This window comes from Pseudomonas sp. LAIL14HWK12:I10, from assembly GCF_900184205.1.
Taxonomy (GTDB): domain Bacteria; phylum Pseudomonadota; class Gammaproteobacteria; order Pseudomonadales; family Pseudomonadaceae; genus Aquipseudomonas; species Aquipseudomonas kermanshahensis.
On sequence record NZ_FXWU01000003.1, the window covers coordinates 452,756 to 468,680 of the forward strand.

19 protein-coding genes are annotated in these 15,925 nt (G+C 61.4%); 5 read left to right on the forward strand and 14 right to left on the reverse strand.

Translation table 11 applies throughout. The features are described from left to right. Positions 1-96: 96 nt before the first annotated feature. From rplT to thrS, 4 genes are read right to left on the reverse strand one after another with little or no spacing between them, the layout of a single operon-like run. Positions 97-453, reverse strand: coding sequence for a 50S ribosomal protein L20 (gene rplT, locus QOS90_RS09100; RefSeq protein WP_003250671.1), 357 nt, complete (start codon positions 451-453; stop codon positions 97-99). A gap of 28 nt (positions 454-481) precedes the next feature. Then, on the reverse strand, positions 482-676 hold the full coding sequence (gene rpmI / locus QOS90_RS09105) for a 50S ribosomal protein L35 (protein ID WP_008100408.1): 195 nt from the start codon (positions 674-676) through the stop codon (positions 482-484). A 60-nt stretch (positions 677-736) separates the two neighbouring features. Next, positions 737-1,288: a translation initiation factor IF-3 gene (infC, locus tag QOS90_RS09110; RefSeq protein ID WP_016487884.1), complete on the reverse strand. Its 552-nt coding sequence runs from the start codon at positions 1,286-1,288 to the stop codon at positions 737-739. After that, positions 1,288-3,210 (reverse strand): threonine--tRNA ligase, encoded by a 1,923-nt coding sequence (gene thrS / locus QOS90_RS09115; protein ID WP_027596147.1) that lies wholly within the window; start codon positions 3,208-3,210, stop codon positions 1,288-1,290. The genes infC and thrS overlap by 1 nt, the downstream gene beginning before the upstream one ends. A gap of 334 nt (positions 3,211-3,544) precedes the next feature. Between thrS and QOS90_RS09120 the strand changes: the two genes are divergently transcribed. Then, positions 3,545-3,847, forward strand: a complete 303-nt coding sequence (locus QOS90_RS09120; protein WP_027596146.1) for a hypothetical protein — start codon at positions 3,545-3,547, stop codon at positions 3,845-3,847. 162 nt (positions 3,848-4,009) lie between these two features. Then, positions 4,010-4,222, forward strand: coding sequence for a cold-shock protein (locus tag QOS90_RS09125; RefSeq protein WP_027596145.1), 213 nt, complete (start codon positions 4,010-4,012; stop codon positions 4,220-4,222). Between the two features lie 61 nt (positions 4,223-4,283). On the opposite strand, the gene QOS90_RS09130 is transcribed toward QOS90_RS09125, so the two are convergent. Continuing rightward, on the reverse strand, positions 4,284-4,601 hold the full coding sequence (locus QOS90_RS09130; protein WP_085273104.1) for an I78 family peptidase inhibitor: 318 nt from the start codon (positions 4,599-4,601) through the stop codon (positions 4,284-4,286). 288 nt (positions 4,602-4,889) lie between these two features. On the opposite strand from QOS90_RS09130, the gene QOS90_RS09135 reads away from it, so the two are divergent. Then, entirely contained in the window at positions 4,890-5,102 is a 213-nt protein-coding gene (locus QOS90_RS09135) for a hypothetical protein (protein ID WP_027596143.1), read from the forward strand. Here the strand turns inward: QOS90_RS09135 and QOS90_RS09140 are convergent. The 7 genes from QOS90_RS09140 to QOS90_RS09170 all read right to left on the reverse strand — a co-directional run bounded on the left by QOS90_RS09140 (position 5,074) and on the right by QOS90_RS09170 (position 12,097). Beyond that, entirely contained in the window at positions 5,074-6,081 is a 1,008-nt protein-coding gene (locus tag QOS90_RS09140) for a nucleoside hydrolase (protein ID WP_027596142.1), read from the reverse strand. The two genes, QOS90_RS09135 and QOS90_RS09140, sit on opposite strands and share 29 nt — an antisense overlap. Before the next feature lie 152 nt (positions 6,082-6,233). After that, positions 6,234-6,632, reverse strand: a complete 399-nt coding sequence (gene rbsD / locus QOS90_RS09145) for a D-ribose pyranase (protein WP_027596141.1) — start codon at positions 6,630-6,632, stop codon at positions 6,234-6,236. Further along, positions 6,629-7,537, reverse strand: coding sequence for a ribokinase (gene rbsK, locus QOS90_RS09150; protein ID WP_085273103.1), 909 nt, complete (start codon positions 7,535-7,537; stop codon positions 6,629-6,631). The genes rbsD and rbsK overlap by 4 nt, the downstream gene beginning before the upstream one ends. A 9-nt stretch (positions 7,538-7,546) precedes the next feature. Then, positions 7,547-8,569, reverse strand: coding sequence for a LacI family DNA-binding transcriptional regulator (locus QOS90_RS09155; protein WP_027596139.1), 1,023 nt, complete (start codon positions 8,567-8,569; stop codon positions 7,547-7,549). 4 nt (positions 8,570-8,573) lie between these two features. After that, the gene (locus QOS90_RS09160) at positions 8,574-9,569 is read right to left on the reverse strand and encodes an ABC transporter permease (RefSeq protein WP_085273102.1); all 996 of its coding nucleotides are present in this window, start codon (positions 9,567-9,569) and stop codon (positions 8,574-8,576) included. Beyond that, positions 9,566-11,119 carry a sugar ABC transporter ATP-binding protein gene (locus QOS90_RS09165; protein ID WP_085273101.1) on the reverse strand — a complete coding sequence of 518 codons (1,554 nt, stop codon included), beginning with the start codon at positions 11,117-11,119 and terminating at the stop codon, positions 9,566-9,568. The genes QOS90_RS09160 and QOS90_RS09165 overlap by 4 nt, the downstream gene beginning before the upstream one ends. Positions 11,120-11,140: 21 nt before the next feature. Further along, positions 11,141-12,097: a sugar ABC transporter substrate-binding protein gene (locus QOS90_RS09170; protein ID WP_027596136.1), complete on the reverse strand. Its 957-nt coding sequence runs from the start codon at positions 12,095-12,097 to the stop codon at positions 11,141-11,143. 345 nt (positions 12,098-12,442) lie between these two features. On the opposite strand from QOS90_RS09170, the gene QOS90_RS09175 reads away from it, so the two are divergent. Next, a complete protein-coding gene (locus tag QOS90_RS09175; protein ID WP_027596135.1) occupies positions 12,443-13,531 on the forward strand; it encodes an asparaginase in 1,089 nt (362 codons plus the stop codon). A gap of 57 nt (positions 13,532-13,588) precedes the next feature. Here the strand turns inward: QOS90_RS09175 and hpaR are convergent, their stop codons facing one another. Beyond that, complete coding sequence (gene hpaR, locus QOS90_RS09180) at positions 13,589-14,011, reverse strand: homoprotocatechuate degradation operon regulator HpaR (protein WP_027596134.1); 423 nt, start codon at positions 14,009-14,011, stop codon at positions 13,589-13,591. 175 nt (positions 14,012-14,186) lie between these two features. Beyond that, entirely contained in the window at positions 14,187-15,092 is a 906-nt protein-coding gene (gene hpaA / locus QOS90_RS09185) for a 4-hydroxyphenylacetate catabolism regulatory protein HpaA (RefSeq protein WP_027596133.1), read from the reverse strand. A gap of 172 nt (positions 15,093-15,264) precedes the next feature. On the opposite strand from hpaA, the gene QOS90_RS09190 reads away from it, so the two are divergent. Further along, entirely contained in the window at positions 15,265-15,924 is a 660-nt protein-coding gene (locus tag QOS90_RS09190; RefSeq protein WP_085273100.1) for a fumarylacetoacetate hydrolase family protein, read from the forward strand. Position 15,925: the final 1 nt, after the last annotated feature.

Below are 15,925 nucleotides of genomic sequence, written 5' to 3' on the forward strand. Positions count from 1 at the left end.
ATACGAAAATAGGGGAAGAGCTTTGAAGGCTCTTCCCCTATCGATGACGTTCAATGCCCGGCGACGCTAGCGCCGCCGGGTGATTGTCGCGGGTACTTAAGCCAGAACGGCTTTAGCTTTCTCGACAATCGCAGCAAACGCCGCTTTTTCGTTCACTGCCAGATCGGCCAGAACCTTACGGTCGATTTCGATCGACGCCTTTTTCAGGCCAGCAATCAGACGGCTGTAAGACAGACCGTTGGTGCGGGCACCGGCGTTGATACGAGCGATCCACAGTGCGCGGAACTGACGCTTCTTCTGGCGACGGTCACGGTAGGCGTATTGACCGGCCTTGATGACAGCCTGCTTGGCTACGCGGAATACGCGCGAGCGTGCACCGTAGTAACCTTTAGCCAGTTTCAGAATTTTTTTGTGACGCTTACGAGCGATAACGCCGCGCTTTACACGAGCCATGAGTAACTTCCTCTATCTTTGACCAGAATTAACGAACGCGCAGCATGCGCGCGACTTTCGCGACGTCAGACGGGTGCAGCAAGCTGCTACCACGCAGTTGACGCTTACGCTTGGTCGACATTTTGGTCAGGATGTGGCTCTTGAAAGCGTGCTTGTGCTTGAAGCCCGAAGCTGTTTTCAGGAAACGCTTCGCAGCACCGCTCTTGGTTTTCATTTTTGGCATGTTGGAACTCCGCATTCGATAAAATTACACATAATCATCAGGCCTGCCGTGCCCGGGAGATTACTTCTTTTTCTTGGGGGCGATGACCATCATAAGCTGGCGTCCTTCCATCTTAGGATGCTGCTCAACGGTGCCGTATTCAAGCAGGTCATTTTCAACCCGCTTCAACAGCTCCATGCCCAGCTCCTGGTGGGCCATCTCACGACCACGGAATCTCAGAGAGATCTTGGCCTTGTCCCCATCGGTAAGGAAACGTACCAGGTTGCGTAGTTTTACCTGGTAATCCCCATCCTCCGTCCCTGGACGAAACTTGATTTCTTTGATCTGGATCTGCTTCTGGTTTTTCTTGGCTTCGTTAGCCTGCTTCTTCTTTTCGAAGAGGTGCTTGCCGTAGTCCATGACCTTGCAGACCGGCGGTACCGCGTCTGCAGAGATTTCCACCAGATCCAGCTTCGCTTCATCAGCGATACGCAGCGCTTCATCAATCGAGACGATGCCAACCTGCTCGCCGTCTGCGCCAATTAACCGAACCTCGCGGGCCGAGATATTCTCGTTGATCGGGGCCTTCGGTACAGCACGTTTATCGTTTCTCATTTCACGCTTAATAGTCATTACTCCGATTCTTGGCGACCACGCCGGGAAACCGCTTGTGTCAGGAGCTCAGCGAATTGCGCGACGGGCATGGAGCCCAGGTCTGCGCCTTCGCGAGTACGCACAGCGACGGTTTGCGTTTCGACTTCGCGGTCCCCTATAACCAAAAGGTACGGGACCTTGAGCAAAGTATGCTCGCGGATTTTAAAGCCGATCTTCTCATTTCTCAAGTCCGACTTGGCACGGAAACCGCTACCGTTCAGAGATTTCTCAACCTCAAGGGCGAAATCCGCCTGTTTGTCGGTGATATTCATGACCACTGCCTGGGTCGGCGCCAGCCATGCCGGGAACACACCCGCGTAATGCTCGATGAGCATGCCGATGAAGCGCTCGAACGAACCGAGGATGGCGCGGTGCAGCATTACCGGGCGCTTGCGGCTGTTGTCTTCGGCGATGTAGCTGGCGTCCAGACGCTCTGGCAGGTTCGGATCGTACTGCAGGGTACCACACTGCCAGTTACGGCCGAGACAGTCGCGCAGGGTAAATTCGATCTTCGGACCGTAGAACGCGCCCTCGCCCGGCTGGTATTCCCACTCCAGGCCAGACTCGTTCAGGGCATCGGCCAGGGCGCCTTCGGCGCGGTCCCACAGCTCTTCAGAGCCCACGCGCTTGGCTGGGCGGGTCGAGAGTTTCATGGCGATGTCGCTGAAACCGAAGTCCTTGTAGACGTCCAGGGTCAGCTTGATGAAGTCGGCGGCTTCTTTCTTCACCTGGTCTTCGGTGCAGAAGATGTGCGCGTCGTCCTGGGTGAAGCCACGTACACGCATGATGCCGTGCAGGGCGCCGGACGGCTCGTTACGGTGGCAAGCACCGAACTCGGCCAGGCGCATCGGCAGGTCGCGGTACGACTTCAGGCCCTGGTTGAACACCTGCACGTGGCACGGGCAATTCATCGGCTTGACCGCGTAGTCACGGTTTTCCGAGGACGTGGTGAACATGTTCTCGGCGTAGTTGGACCAGTGGCCGGAACGCTCCCACAGTATACGGTCAACAACCTGCGGGGTCTTGATCTCGAGGTAATTGTTGTCGCGCTGAACCTTGCGCATGTACTGCTCGAGCACCTGATAGACGGTCCAGCCGTCCGGGTGCCAGAACACCATGCCTGGGGCTTCTTCCTGCAGGTGAAAGAGGTCGAGCTGCTTGCCGATCTTGCGGTGGTCGCGTTTTTCGGCTTCTTCGATGCGCTGGATATAGGCGGCCAGCTGCTTCTTGTCGGCCCAGGCGGTGCCGTAGACGCGTTGCAGCTGCTCGTTCTTGGCATCGCCGCGCCAGTAGGCGCCGGACAACTTGGTCAGCTTGAATGCCTTGAGGAAGCGCGTGTTCGGCACGTGCGGGCCGCGGCACATGTCGACGTATTCTTCGTGGTAGTACAGGCCCATGGCCTGTTCATCCGGCATGTCTTCGACCAGGCGCAGCTTGTAATCTTCGCCACGGGCCTTGAACACGTCGATGACTTCGGCGCGCGGGGTCATCTTCTTGACGACGTCGTAATCCTTCTCGATCAGCTGCAGCATGCGCTTTTCGATGGCGGCCATGTCTTCTGGGGTGAAGGGGCGCTCATAGGCGATGTCGTAATAGAAGCCTTCGTCGATCACCGGGCCGATCACCATCTTGGCGGTCGGGTACAGCTGTTTCACCGCGTGGCCGATCAAGTGGGCGCACGAGTGACGGATGATCTCCAGTCCCTCTTCATCTTTAGGGGTGATGATCTGCAGGGTGGCGTCGTGGGTGATCAGGTCGCAGGCGTCGACCAGCTTGCCGTCGACCTTGCCGGCCAGGGTGGCCTTGGCCAGGCCGGCACCAATAGAGGCGGCGACGTCGGCTACGGATACGGCGTGATCAAACGAACGTTGACTGCCATCGGGAAGAGTAATAGTGGGCATGGCGCCTCCTCTCCTAGTGGTGACCCCTACCAAAGGTCACGTGGGTTGGGATGAGCCAGTACAAGATCCGCGCTGTCTTTCTCGAAAGAAAGCCTGCCTCACAGTGGCAGAAGCCTTTCGGCTTACCAGGGGCGAACCAGAGTGACTGGAAGGTAAAAAACAGGTGAGCTGCACGTTGTCAGCTACAAGCCGAGCATGCTAGCACGCGGGGTTGGGCACGATGCAGAAATATTTGGAAATTACACAACCGGGGTGAACTTACGCGGAAAAATTCCTATCAGACTTTGGGAAGCATCCTACTCTTGATGAGACCTAAACCAAGGAGTGTCTGGTTATGAGATTTCCGTCTCTTCTGGCCCTGAGCGTTGCTGGCGCCCTGCTGCTGCCGGTTGCGGCCAACGCGGGTTCGTTCCCGGCTGGCGCGAAGCAAAACTACATGTCCCAGTGCATCGAGGCCGCCACCGCCCAGGGCCTGGACGCCAAGGCGGCGCAGCAGCACTGCAGTTGTGGCGCAACGGCTATTGAAAAGAATTTCAGCGATGAGCAGATCAAGGACCTAGACAGCAAGGATGGCGTTGACGCCAAGCTGATGCAGAAAGCACAAACGGTTGTGCAGCAAGCATGCATGAAGGGCTGAAACCATAAAGCCGCGATTCGACACCCATTGTTTGCGCTGGATCAACATCTGGCGAACGTAAAAGGCGCTAGATGCGCAGAATTAGACTATGATGTTGCCGGTGCTTCGGAGCCTCGGCAACATCGCACCACTGAAAAAATCAAATGTCTGGAGATTCACCCCATGTCCAATCGCCAAAACGGCACCGTCAAATGGTTCAATGATGAAAAAGGCTACGGCTTCATCACCCCACAAAGCGGCGGCGACGACCTCTTCGTACACTTCAAGGCCATCGAATCTGACGGCTTCAAGAGCCTGAAAGAAGGCCAGGCTGTTTCCTTCGTGGCCGAAAAAGGCCAGAAAGGAATGCAGGCTGCACAGGTTCGTCCGGAGTAATTCGGACAGCTGTAAAAAAACCCGCCCAAGTGGCGGGTTTTTTTATGGGGTTCGCAACGGCTTAGCCGCAGTTGACGCGGGTTACCACACCTTGCTCATCCACATTCAGGTTAAGGCGCTCGGAGCGGTACTCCAGGGTCACCACGTCGTGTGGCTTGAGCATACGGGCCATCTGCGAGCCACTGGCCTTGCGGGCCTGCTCCAGCAGGTCTGGGCTGCCCGGCTTGCCGATGGCAAAATCGGCACCGCTGGCTTCGCAGCGACCGTCGTTGCCTGCCGGTGCGGCAGGCGCACTACCAGCAGAATTGCCACCTGTACTGCAACCAGCCAGCACAGCAGCCACCGCCAGGGTCGCCAGGTAAGCACGGGTACGGAACATGAATCCTCCTAAAATCGATCTGGGCACTGTCTGATCCGACAGCTGCGCGCATTGTTTGTTGCAAAACCGCCCAAGTCTGCCTGAACATGCCGGTGGAGGCGAAATGCAATCGTGACTGGATTTTGCACAATACGCTTGGTTTGCCGCGCAAAGCTTTTTATTCTTATGTCGCAGAGTCATTGACGCAAAGGCATGATTTACTGCAAGAAGTGGAGCGCGCCGTGCCTCCCTCGAACATCAGGATCCGGTGTTCGCCCCTTCGTCCCAGGCCCCCAGTGAGAGCCTTTCATGAGCAGCCACAGCATCGACGCCGATATCAAGGTCAAATGGGCGGAGGGCCAGAGCGCCTACAGCCCCAGCACGCCGGAGGAGTTGCTACTGATTGCCATCGACCTGCTGGTGCGCGACCGCGGCAGCGAAGCGGCGCGCAGCTTTATGGACCAAGCGTTCGAGCGCTTCGCCAGGCATTCCCCTATTGCAATCGAGCCAGGCGCGCGCTGAGCAGGTCGAAAAAGCCCTGAGCATCCCCCTCCTCTACCCACATGACGTTGGCGGGCTGTTTCAGCACGCCATACCAGTCGGCGATGGTCTGGCCAAAGGTCGGGCCCTCGCGGCTGTCGATGGCTATGTGAATGCGTCGCCCACTGAACAGCTCGGGTTTTAGCAGGTAGGCAATGACACTGGCGTCGTGCACCGGGCCGCCAGGCATGCCGTACAGGTCCATGTCGTGGGTGATGTAGGCATTGAGAATATCCACGACCCGCTTGCTGGCCTGGTTGTTGACCGCCGCGAGTTGCTTGAGGCGTGCTTCGCTGGTCAGCAGCTTGTGGGTGACGTCCAGCGGCAGGTAAGTCAGTTGTATGCCACTGGCCAGCACCACCTCGGCGGCATGCGGGTCGGCGTACAGGTTGAATTCGGCTGCCGGGGTGATGTTGCCGCCGTTGAAATGGGCGCCGCCCATGACCACGACTTCTTTGATGCCTTGGGCGATCTCCGGGCGCTGGATGAGTGCCAGGGCCAGGTTGGTCTGTGGGCCGAGCATGGCCAGGGTGATGCTGTGGGGTTGTGCGCTACCGAGGGTGTCGACCAGGTATTGCACAGCATTACCTTGGGCCAGCGGCTTTTGCGGCGCGTGGACTTGCACACCGGTCAGGCCTTCTTCGCCATGCACTTCGGCGGCGTAGATGGGCGTGCGCACCAGCGGGCGGCCGGCCCCGGCGTACACGGGGATGTCTTCACGGCCAGCCCATTCGCGGGCCAGGCGGGCGTTGCGCGAGGTTTTATCGAGGCGCACGTTGCCGGCCACGGTGGTGATGGCGCGGATGTTCAGCTCATCGGGCGAGGCCATGGCCAGGAACAGCGCGACCACGTCGTCGGCACCGGGGTCGGTGTCGATGATCAGGTCGCGCGGGGCGGCCTGGAGGGTGGTGGTGGTGGCTGCGGCCATGAGGGTGAGTCCTTGTAGCAGGGGTTTGAGCATGGGGCACTCCTGTTGCCTTGGTTAAAGGTTGCGGGGCCGCTTTGCGGCCCAATCGCCGGCAAGCCAGCTCCTACAGAGATTGTGAATACTTCGGCAAACTGCACAGGACCTGTGGGAGCCGGCTTGCCGGCGATCGAGGGCAGCGCCCTCGGCTAGAAGGTCACCCCGGATATCAGGGCAATGTTGCTGTACGGCTGGCACTCCCCCGTGCGCACCACGGCACGCGCACTGCGCGACAGCACTTTAAATTCCTCATGGCTCATCCACTCCCGCTTGCCCAGCTTACCGCGCAAGCGCTCAATCTCAACCAGCCCGGGCGGTACCACTTTCTGCATTTCCTCAGCCAGCACATGCCGCTCAACCTGCATCTCGCTCAACACCACCCGCAGCACACTGGCAAAGTCCGGTATGCCCGGCGTCAGCGCCAGGTCGATCAGCTCGACGCCAGGCGGCACCGGAAGCCCGGCATCGCCAATCACCAGAATGTCGCCATGCCCCAACCCGGCAATGGTCCGTGACAGGGCGATATTGAGCAGCGCCGTCTTCTTCATGGCTGCAGCTCCGAGAGGTAGGGAATCGACGGTTGCGCCCCCACGCGGGTGACCGACAATGCGGCGGCGCGCTGGCCTAAGGCGATTGCCTCGCCCTCCTCCAGGCCACGCACTAAAGCTGCGGCAAAACCACCCACGAAGGTGTCGCCAGCGGCCGTGGTGTCCACCGGCTGCACCACCGGCGCAGGGAAGTGCTGATGGCCCTGCGCGGTCACCAACAGGGCGCCTTGGGCGCCGAGGGTGATAATCACTTTGCCAGCACCCAGTTGCAGCAATCGCTCACCGGCGCGCAGGGCGCTGCCCTGGTCGGTGACAGTGATACCGGTCAGTGCTTCGGCCTCGCTTTCGTTTGGGGTCAGGTAGTCGATATGGCCAAACCAGGTTGAGGGCAGCGGGCCTGTAGCAGGCGCCGGATTGAGGATGACACGCTTGCCCAGTTCGTGCCCCCTGGCCAAGGCCCAGGCCACGGTTTCGGCCGGCACTTCCAACTGACAGATGATGACGTCGGCCGCCTGCAGCAACTTGTCGAAGCGCTGCACCGACTGCGGCGTTAGCAGGCCATTACCACCCGGGATGATGACGATGCAGTTCTGGCTGGCGGCGTCGACGGTGATCAACGCCACACCACTGGAAACCCCTTCGCACACGCTCACCGCCTGGCAATCAACGCCTTCGCGCTCCAGCGCCTTGCGCAGTTGCTGGCCATAGGCGTCATCGCCGACGTTGCCCACCATCGCCACACTGCCACCCAACCGTGCCACCGCCACCGCCTGGTTGGCGCCCTTGCCGCCGGGCGCCGTGAAAAACGCCTCGCCAGGCAAGGTTTCGCCCGCCCGTGGCAAACGCTGGGCGCGGGCGACCAAGTCCATGTTGAGGCTACCGACCACCACTACCTTGGCATGCATAAGCGCTCCTTAGCGGTAATCATTGAACAGGTCCGGGCGTGGCCCGGTGGACTCGCGCTGCACGATGCGCGGGGCAACGATGCGCTGCTCTGCCGAACCCTGCCGAGGCGTGGCGATGCGCGAGAGCAGCAACGCGGCGGCGTTTTCGCCCAGCTCGCGGATCGACTGGCCCACGGTGGTCAGCGGCGGGTAAACGTAACGGCTGAGCTCGATGTCATCGAAGCCAATTACCGATAGTTCACCCGGTACGTTGATGTTGCGCTCGGCGGCGGCGCGCAGCACGCCAAAGCCGATCATGTCGTTACCGGCGAAGATCGCCGTCGGCCGGTTGCCGTCCAGCAACTGTGCGGCCGCGCCGTGGCCGCCTGGGCTGGTGAAATCACAATGCAGCACGCGGCTGGGCTCCACCGCTACGCCAGCCTCTTGCAGGGCGCGACGGAAACCGGCCAGGCGCAGTTGGCTGACACCGGTTTCGGCCGGGCCGCCGATGTAGGCGATGTCGCGATGGCCAAGCTCCAGCAGGTGCCGGGTGGCCAGGTAAGCGCCGTGCTCATGGTCGATGCGCACCAGGTCGGCGTCAACGCCGTCCAGCTCGCGGTCGACGATGACCATGGGCGTGCGCACGCAGGCCAGGCTTTGCAACAGGTCGCTGTCTTCACCTACAGACGCTACCACCAGGCCATCGATGCGTTTTTCCAGCAGCACACGCAGGTAGCTGCGCTGCTTCTGCGGGTTGTCGTCGGAGTTGCACAGGATCACGCAGTAGCCGTTGCGCTCGCAGGCGTCTTCGATCCCTCGCGCCAGTTCGGCGAAGTACGGGTTGACGCTGTTGGGCACCAACAAACCGATGGTGGCGGTGCTGCGCGCCTTGAGCGAGCGCGCCACCGCGCTGGGTACATAGTCGAGCTCGACGATGGCGGCCTCGACCTTGAGCCGCACCTGTTCACTGACAGGGCGGGTCTTGTTCAACACATGGGACACGGTGGTGTAAGAAATACCCGCCAGTGCCGCGACGTCTTTAATGGTTGCCATGTTTTCAGTTCCGCCGGCCTGCACGCCGGCTACGGTAAGTGTCGAGCACCACGGCGATGACGATGACCGCCCCGGTGATGATGCGTTTTGTGGGTTCCGATGCGCCGATCTGCGCCAGCCCTGCGGCCAGCACTGAAATGATCAGCACGCCAAAGAAGGTACTGATGACCGAACCCCGGCCACCCATCAGGCTAGTGCCGCCGATCACCACGGCGGCAATCACCTGCAGCTCAAGGCCGGACCCGGCATTGGGGTCGGCGGCTTCGAGGCGCGAAATCTGGAACAGTGCGGCCAGGCCGGCGAGCAGGCCCATCAGGGCGAACACCAGCACTTTGTAGGGGCGCGGGTCGATGCCCGCCAGGCGCACGGCCTCTTCGTTGGTGCCGATGCCGATCAGGTAGCGGCCAAATACCGTGCGGGTCAGTACCAGTTGGGCGAGAACGATCACCAGCAAGGCGATTAGGAATGATGGCGAGATACCGAACGCGATCGGGTTGGAGAACCAGGCGTAGGCATCGCCAATATAGGCAGTGCGCGAGTCGGTGAACTGGTAGGCCAGGCCGCGCGCCATCTCCAGCACACCGAGCGAGACAATGAATGACGGGATGCGCCAGGCCACGGTAACGCCGCCGGTGATGCTACCGGCCAGGGCTGCCACGGCCATGCCGAGCAGCGCCGAGGGCAGCACACCCCAGCCCCAGCCGAGAATGGCCACGCTGACCGTCGAGGCCGCCAGCGCCAGCACCGAGCCGACCGACAAGTCGATGCCGCCGATGATCAGCACGAAGGTCATGCCGACCGCCAGCACCATCAGGTCGGGGATCTGGTTGGCCAGGGTGCTGAAGGTGGCATAGGACCAGAAGTGGCTACTGAGGAACGAGAACAGCACGATCATCGCCAGCAGCGCGCCGGCCAGGCCCAGGTAAGTGCCCAGGCCGAAGTACGTGCCACTGCGGCGCACGGGGGCGGCGTTTTGGCTGTCGAGGGGAGTGGTTTTCATGCATCCATCCTGGGTGCTGCGTCATGCAGCAGTGCGTCACGTGTTTGATAGCCGGCAAAGGCTGCGGCAAGCAGTTGGTCCTGGCTCCAATGGTCGCGCTCGAAGGTGTCGATCAGGCGCCCAGCCGAGAGCACGGCAATGCGGTCGCAGATCAGCATCAGTTCGCGCAGGTCGCTGGACACCACCACCAAGGCCTTGCCTTGGCGCGCCAGTTCGGCCAGCAAACCGTAGATGTCGAACTTGGCGCCAACGTCGATGCCTCGGGTTGGCTCATCGAACAACAGCACCTGGCAATCACGCTCCAGCCAACGGCCGATCACCACCTTCTGCTGGTTGCCACCGGACAGTTCGCCCACGGCCTGGTGCGGGCCGGCGCTGCGGATGCGCATGGCCTGGATCTGGCGTTCGGCCAGGGCCATTTCAGCCTCGCTGTCGAGCACACCGGCGCGCGATACCGCGCCAAGGTTGCCCAAGGCGATATTGGCGCTGATCGACTGGGTAAACAGCAGGCCTTCGCCTTTGCGGTCTTCAGTGATCAGGGCGATACCGGCTTTGACGGCGGCTTTGGGTGAGTCGATGGTCACTGCCTGTGGCGGCTGGCCCAGGGCGATGCTGCCACTGTCGGCGCGGTCGGCACCGTAGATCAGGCGCAGCAGCTCGGTGCGGCCGGCGCCGATCAGGCCAGAGATACCGAAGATCTCCCCTGCCCTGACCTCGAACGACACCTCACGCACCTTGTCGCCCCGGCTAAGCCGGTCGACCTTCAGCAACGGCGCGCCAATCTCGCGGCGGCCCAGGTCGATGTGTTCGCCCAGCTCACGGCCGACCATCAGGTTGACCAGCTCGGCGCTGCTGTAGCGCTGGATCGGCTCGTCGCACACCAGCTTGCCGTCACGCAGCACGACGATGCGCTGGGCCACGCGCTGCAGTTCTTCGAGGCGATGGGAGATATAAACGATGGCAACGCCGCGTTGGCGCAGGCGTTCGATCTGGGTGAACAGCAGCTCCACTTCACGCGCAGTGAGCATGGCGGTGGGTTCGTCGAAGATCAACACACGGCAATCGCCGATCAGGTTGCGTGCGATTTCGACCATCTGCTGATGGCCGATGCCCAGCTCGCCGACCAGGGTGTCCGGGGCGATGGCGTCCAGCCCGACCTGGGCCATGGCAGCGGTGGCCAGTTGGCGCAGGCGCTTGCGGCTGATCCAGCCGAAGCGGCTGGGCAGGTTGTCGAGGAACAGGTTTTCGGCCACGGTCAGGGTCGGCAGCAGGTTGAGTTCCTGCATGACCATGCGCACACCGAGGCGCTCGGCCTCGCTGCGGCTGCCGGGCGCGTAGGCCTGGCCGCGGTAGGTCATGTGCCCGGTGGTGGGCACCTCGAGGCCACTGATGAGCTTGGACAACGTGCTCTTGCCAGCACCGTTCTCGCCCGTCAGGGCCAGTACTTCACCGGCGCGCAGGCTCAGGCCGACGTCACCGAGCACCGGCTGGGCGTAGGTCTTGCCCAGCCCGCTGGCGGCGAGCACCACTTCATTGGCCGTTGCAGGCATGGCCCTCTCTCCTGGCGGGTATCAGGGCTGGGTGATGAGCGTGACGGGGGTCTGGATGACATTGTCGGCATCCACGCCCGGCTTCTCACCGTTGATCATCTTCAGCGCCGCCTGGATACCGAACACCGCCTGCTGGCTGGCGGCCTGATCAAGCGTGGCGAGTACGCGGCCGTCCTTGAGCATGGGTTTGATGGCATTGATGTTGTCGTAACCGACCACTTGCACCTGGCCGGCCTTGCCTGCGGCGCGCACGGCCGACACGGCGCCCAGGGCCATGCTGTCGTTACCGGCCAGCAGGGCCTTGAGCTCGGGGTATTCGTTGAGCATGGAGGCGGCAACGGCGTTGCCTTTGTCGATTTCCCAGTTGCCGGACTGCACCGAAACGATCTTCATCTGCGCGGCTTCCATCGCATCCTTGAAGCCGGCGGTGCGCTGCTGGGCGTTGGTGGTGGTCGGCACGCCTTCGATGATGCCGACTTGGTCACCGGCCTTGAGCTTCTGCTGCGCCAGGTAGTCTCCCACCAGGCGGGCGCCTTTGCGGTTGTCGGGGCCTACGAAGGGTACGCTGATGCCTTTGCTTTTGAGCAGTTCGGGGTCTAGGCGGTTGTCGATGTTGATCACCACCACGCCTTGGTCCATGGCTTTTTTAACGGCTGAAACCAGGGCTTTGGAGTCCGCTGGCGCAATTACCAGGGCTTTGGCCCCTGCGTTGACCATCTGCTCGACGATGCGGATCTGCTCGCCGGTGTCGGTTTCGTTCTTGATGCCGTTGGCGATCAGGTCGAAATCATTGGCGTGGCTTTTTTGATAATCCTTGGCGCCGTCTTCCATGGTGCGGAAGAATTCGTTGGCGAGGGACTTCATCACCAAGGCGACTTTGGGCTTTTCTTCGGCGTGTGCAGCACTGAGCGGCAAGGCCAGGGAAAGTGACGAGACGACAGCGAGGGCCAGCAGACGACCGGGGAACGGCAGTTTCATGGACGATGACTCCGAATCTTGTGTTTTTTATCGGATCGCAAACGTTTGCGTTGACTCACTATGGAAACAGGACCTGGTTTTGTCAAATCCGTTTGGCTCTTAAGGGCGAGTCACGCCTGGCGCAGATTATCCGGAATTTTTCCGAAAAACCGAACAGGTTTTCCTATGCTTGTTCGGGATTCCGAATGAATAGGGCCGCTGCGAGCCCCATCGCGGGCAAGCCCGCTCCCACAGGTGCAGGGTTGCGCAGGCAAATACGGGCTCTTGCCAGGAATGGTACGAAACATGCGTTGTTTCTTGTGCGATACAGCAATCGCCTCAATAGGAAGAGAGAGAACAATAACTATGAATGCTGCACTTAAATCCTTCGCCCCCAGCGCACTCGCGTTGCTGCTGATCCTGCCGACCGCCGTTTCCGCCAAAGAAGCCGAAACCCAACAGAAGCTGGCCAACGTGGTCATCCTCGCCACCGGCGGCACCATTGCCGGTGCGGGCGCCAGCGCGGCCAACAGCGCCACCTACCAAGCGGCCAAACTGGGCGTCGACAAGCTCATCGCCGGTGTGCCCGAGCTGGCCGACCTGGCCAACGTGCGCGGTGAACAGGTGATGCAGATCGCCTCCGAAAGCATCACCAACGAAGACCTGCTGAAACTGGGCAAGCGCGTCGCCGAATTGGCCGACAGCAACGACGTCGACGGCATCGTCATCACCCACGGCACCGACACCCTGGAAGAGACCGCCTTCTTCCTTAACCTGGTGGAGAAAACCGACAAGCCAATCGTGGTGGTCGGCTCGATGCGCCCTGGCACCGCCATGTCGGCAGACGGCATGCTCAACCTGTACAACGCCGTGGCCGTGGCCAGCGACAAGCAGTCGCGTGGCAAGGGCGTGCTGGTGACCATGAACGATGAGATCCAGTCTGGCCGCGATGTCAGCAAGTCGGTCAACATCAAGACCGAAGCGTTCAAGAGCGCCTGGGGCCCGATGGGCATGGTCGTTGAAGGCAAATCCTACTGGTTCCGCCTGCCGGCCAAGCGCCATACGGTCAATTCGGAATTCGACATCAAGCAGATCAGCAGCCTGCCGGCCGTGGACATCGCCTACGGCTATGGCAACGTGACCGACACCGCCTACAAGGCACTGGCGCAGAACGGCGCCAAGGCGATCATCCATGCCGGTACCGGCAATGGTTCGGTGTCGTCGCGGGTAGTACCGGCGCTGCAAGAGCTGCGCAAGAACGGCGTGCAGATCATCCGTTCGTCCCACGTCAACCAAGGCGGTTTCGTACTGCGTAACGCCGAGCAGCCGGACGACAAGAACGATTGGGTCGTGGCCCATGACCTGAACCCACAAAAAGCCCGCATCCTGGCCATGGTCGCAATGACCAAGACCCAGGACAGCAAAGAGCTGCAGCGGATTTTCTGGGAATACTGAGTGCTGTAATACCAAGGCCGGTGCACGGGTTGCACCGGCCCTCCCCCGCAGCCCGGCCTACGGCTCGATGCGTTTGAGCTCGTTCAACAACCCCATCAGTTGCGCCAACTTGTCTTCGCCGAACTGCGCCTGGATCTTGCGGTAGTTGGCCTCCATGCCCTCGCGCATCGACTCGAAACAGGCCTCGCCGCGTTCGGTGAGGCTCACCAACACGCGCCGCGCGTCCTGCGCCGCCTTCTGCCGGCGCACCAGGCCATCGCGCTCCAAACGGCTCAACACCCCGGTCATGCTCGGTTTGAGGATGCACGCCAGGTGGGCGAGCTGGTAGCTCTCCAACTCACCTTGCTGGCTAAGAATACGAATGACTCGCCACTGTTGCTCGGTCAGGTCGTGTTCGTTCAGCAACGGTCTGAAAAATGCCATTGCCGCTTCCCGGGCCTGCAGCAGGCTCAATGTCAGCGAGGGTTGCGTCTTGGTCATGTGGGCGCCTGTGATTGGGGTACGACTGGCAAGATTAGGGGCATAGGCAAAAAGGGACAAGGCGCCTGGAAAGTGCAAGCTCTTCCATGGAAAACCCATTCAAGGCCGCCCGCCAAGCTGCGACCATCCGGATCAAACAACAACGACGCGATCCGGGCGGTACGCCATGGCCCTCTCACAACAACTCCGCTTGCCGCTGGCGGTATTCGCCGGGCGTGAGCTTGGCGTAACGGTTGAAGAACCGGCTGAAATAGGCCGGGTCCTTGAAGCCCAGCTGGTAGCAGATTTCGTTTGCCGTGCTGCCGGAGAACAACAGCAGGCGCTTGGCTTCCTGCATCACGCGTTCAAGCACCAGGCGCTTGGACGGCAAGTCGGCGATGCGCCGGCACACATCGTTCAGCCGCGCCTCGGTCACGCCGATCTGCTGCGCATAGCGCGCCAGGGGCCAATGCTCAAGGTAATGCGCTTCGATCAGTGCGTTGAAGCGGTGGAAGATTTTCAGGTCTTCGTGCCTGGCCGGCGTGGCCTCGCGCGAGTTGGGGCACAGCCGCAGCAAGCTGATCATGATCAGCCGGGTCAGCGACTGCAGCGCCGCATCGCGCCCCGGATGGGGCGTGGCAACTTCGTCGCTGAGCGCTTCCAGCCAGCGTTCGAGCCTGCGCGCCTCGGCCTTGTACGCGGCCGGCACCTTGGCCAGGGCAACGCAGGCAGGCCGCACCTGCACCCCGGCCGGCAACAGGCTGGCGTCGGCTTCGATCAGTTGCCAGACCAGTTGCTGACGCACCGTCAGCACATGGCCGTCGCTGTCTGGCTCGGTGACGAAGGCATGCGCCACCGTCGGCGGCGTCAGGAAGAACATCGGCCCGGCCTCGATGTACTGCTGATCATCCAGGTACACCCGCACCGTACCGGACTTCACGTAATGCACCTGGAAAAACCGATCGTGCCGGTGCACGGGCATGTTGCGCCCGAAAAACCCGGCAAGGTTGCCCAGCCGGTCGTAGTGCACCTCGCTGTCGCTGTAGCGCTGGTCATAGACCTGGCCGATGTTGATGTTCGGAATGGGATGCCGATCACTCATGACTGCTTACCCGCAAAGCGCTTGCCCGTATTGACGATCACCCATGGTGCCCCGGCTGCTTGGCAGATGCCACTGGGTGAAGCCTTGACCTTCGTTAACATATTAACTATAACATTAACACATTAACAATCTCGGCAGGACGACCCTCGCCCTGCACCGCCTGGAGAAAAGCATGAGCCATGCCCTGCATGACGTTGCGACCGGCACCCTGTTCGGCGTTGCGCTGAACTACCAGGGTCTGCAGCAGCAGCACGAAGCGGCGTTTCACGAAGCGCCCTACAAACAACCGCCCGTCAAGCCGGTGCTGTTCGTCAAGACGCCCAACACCCGCAACCACCATGAAGGCAACGTGGTGTTTCCGGCCGGTGTCGAGCGCCTGCAACCGGGCCCTGCCCTGGGCGTGGTGATCGGCAAGGACGCCAGCCGGGTCAGCGCCGAAGACGCGCTGGGCTACGTGGCGGGCTACACCATCGTCAACGAAGTCAGCCTGCCTGAGACCAGCTACTACCGCCCTGCGGTCAAGGCCAAGTGCCGCGATGGCTTCTGCCCGGTCGGCCCCGCCCTGGTGCCGGCTGCACAGGTGGCCAACCCCGACGCCCTGGGCCTGCGCCTGCGGGTCAACGGTGAAGTGCGCCAGCAGAACACCACCGCCAACTGCGTGCGCACGGTTGCCCAGCTGATCGCCGAGATCAGCGAATTCATGACCCTGCATGCGGGCGACATCCTCATTACCGGCACCCCCGAGGGGCGCGTCAATGTGCAGCCAGGCGACCGCGTCGATGTCGAGATCGATGGCCTGGGCACGCTCACCAACCACATCGTCGCCGAATGAG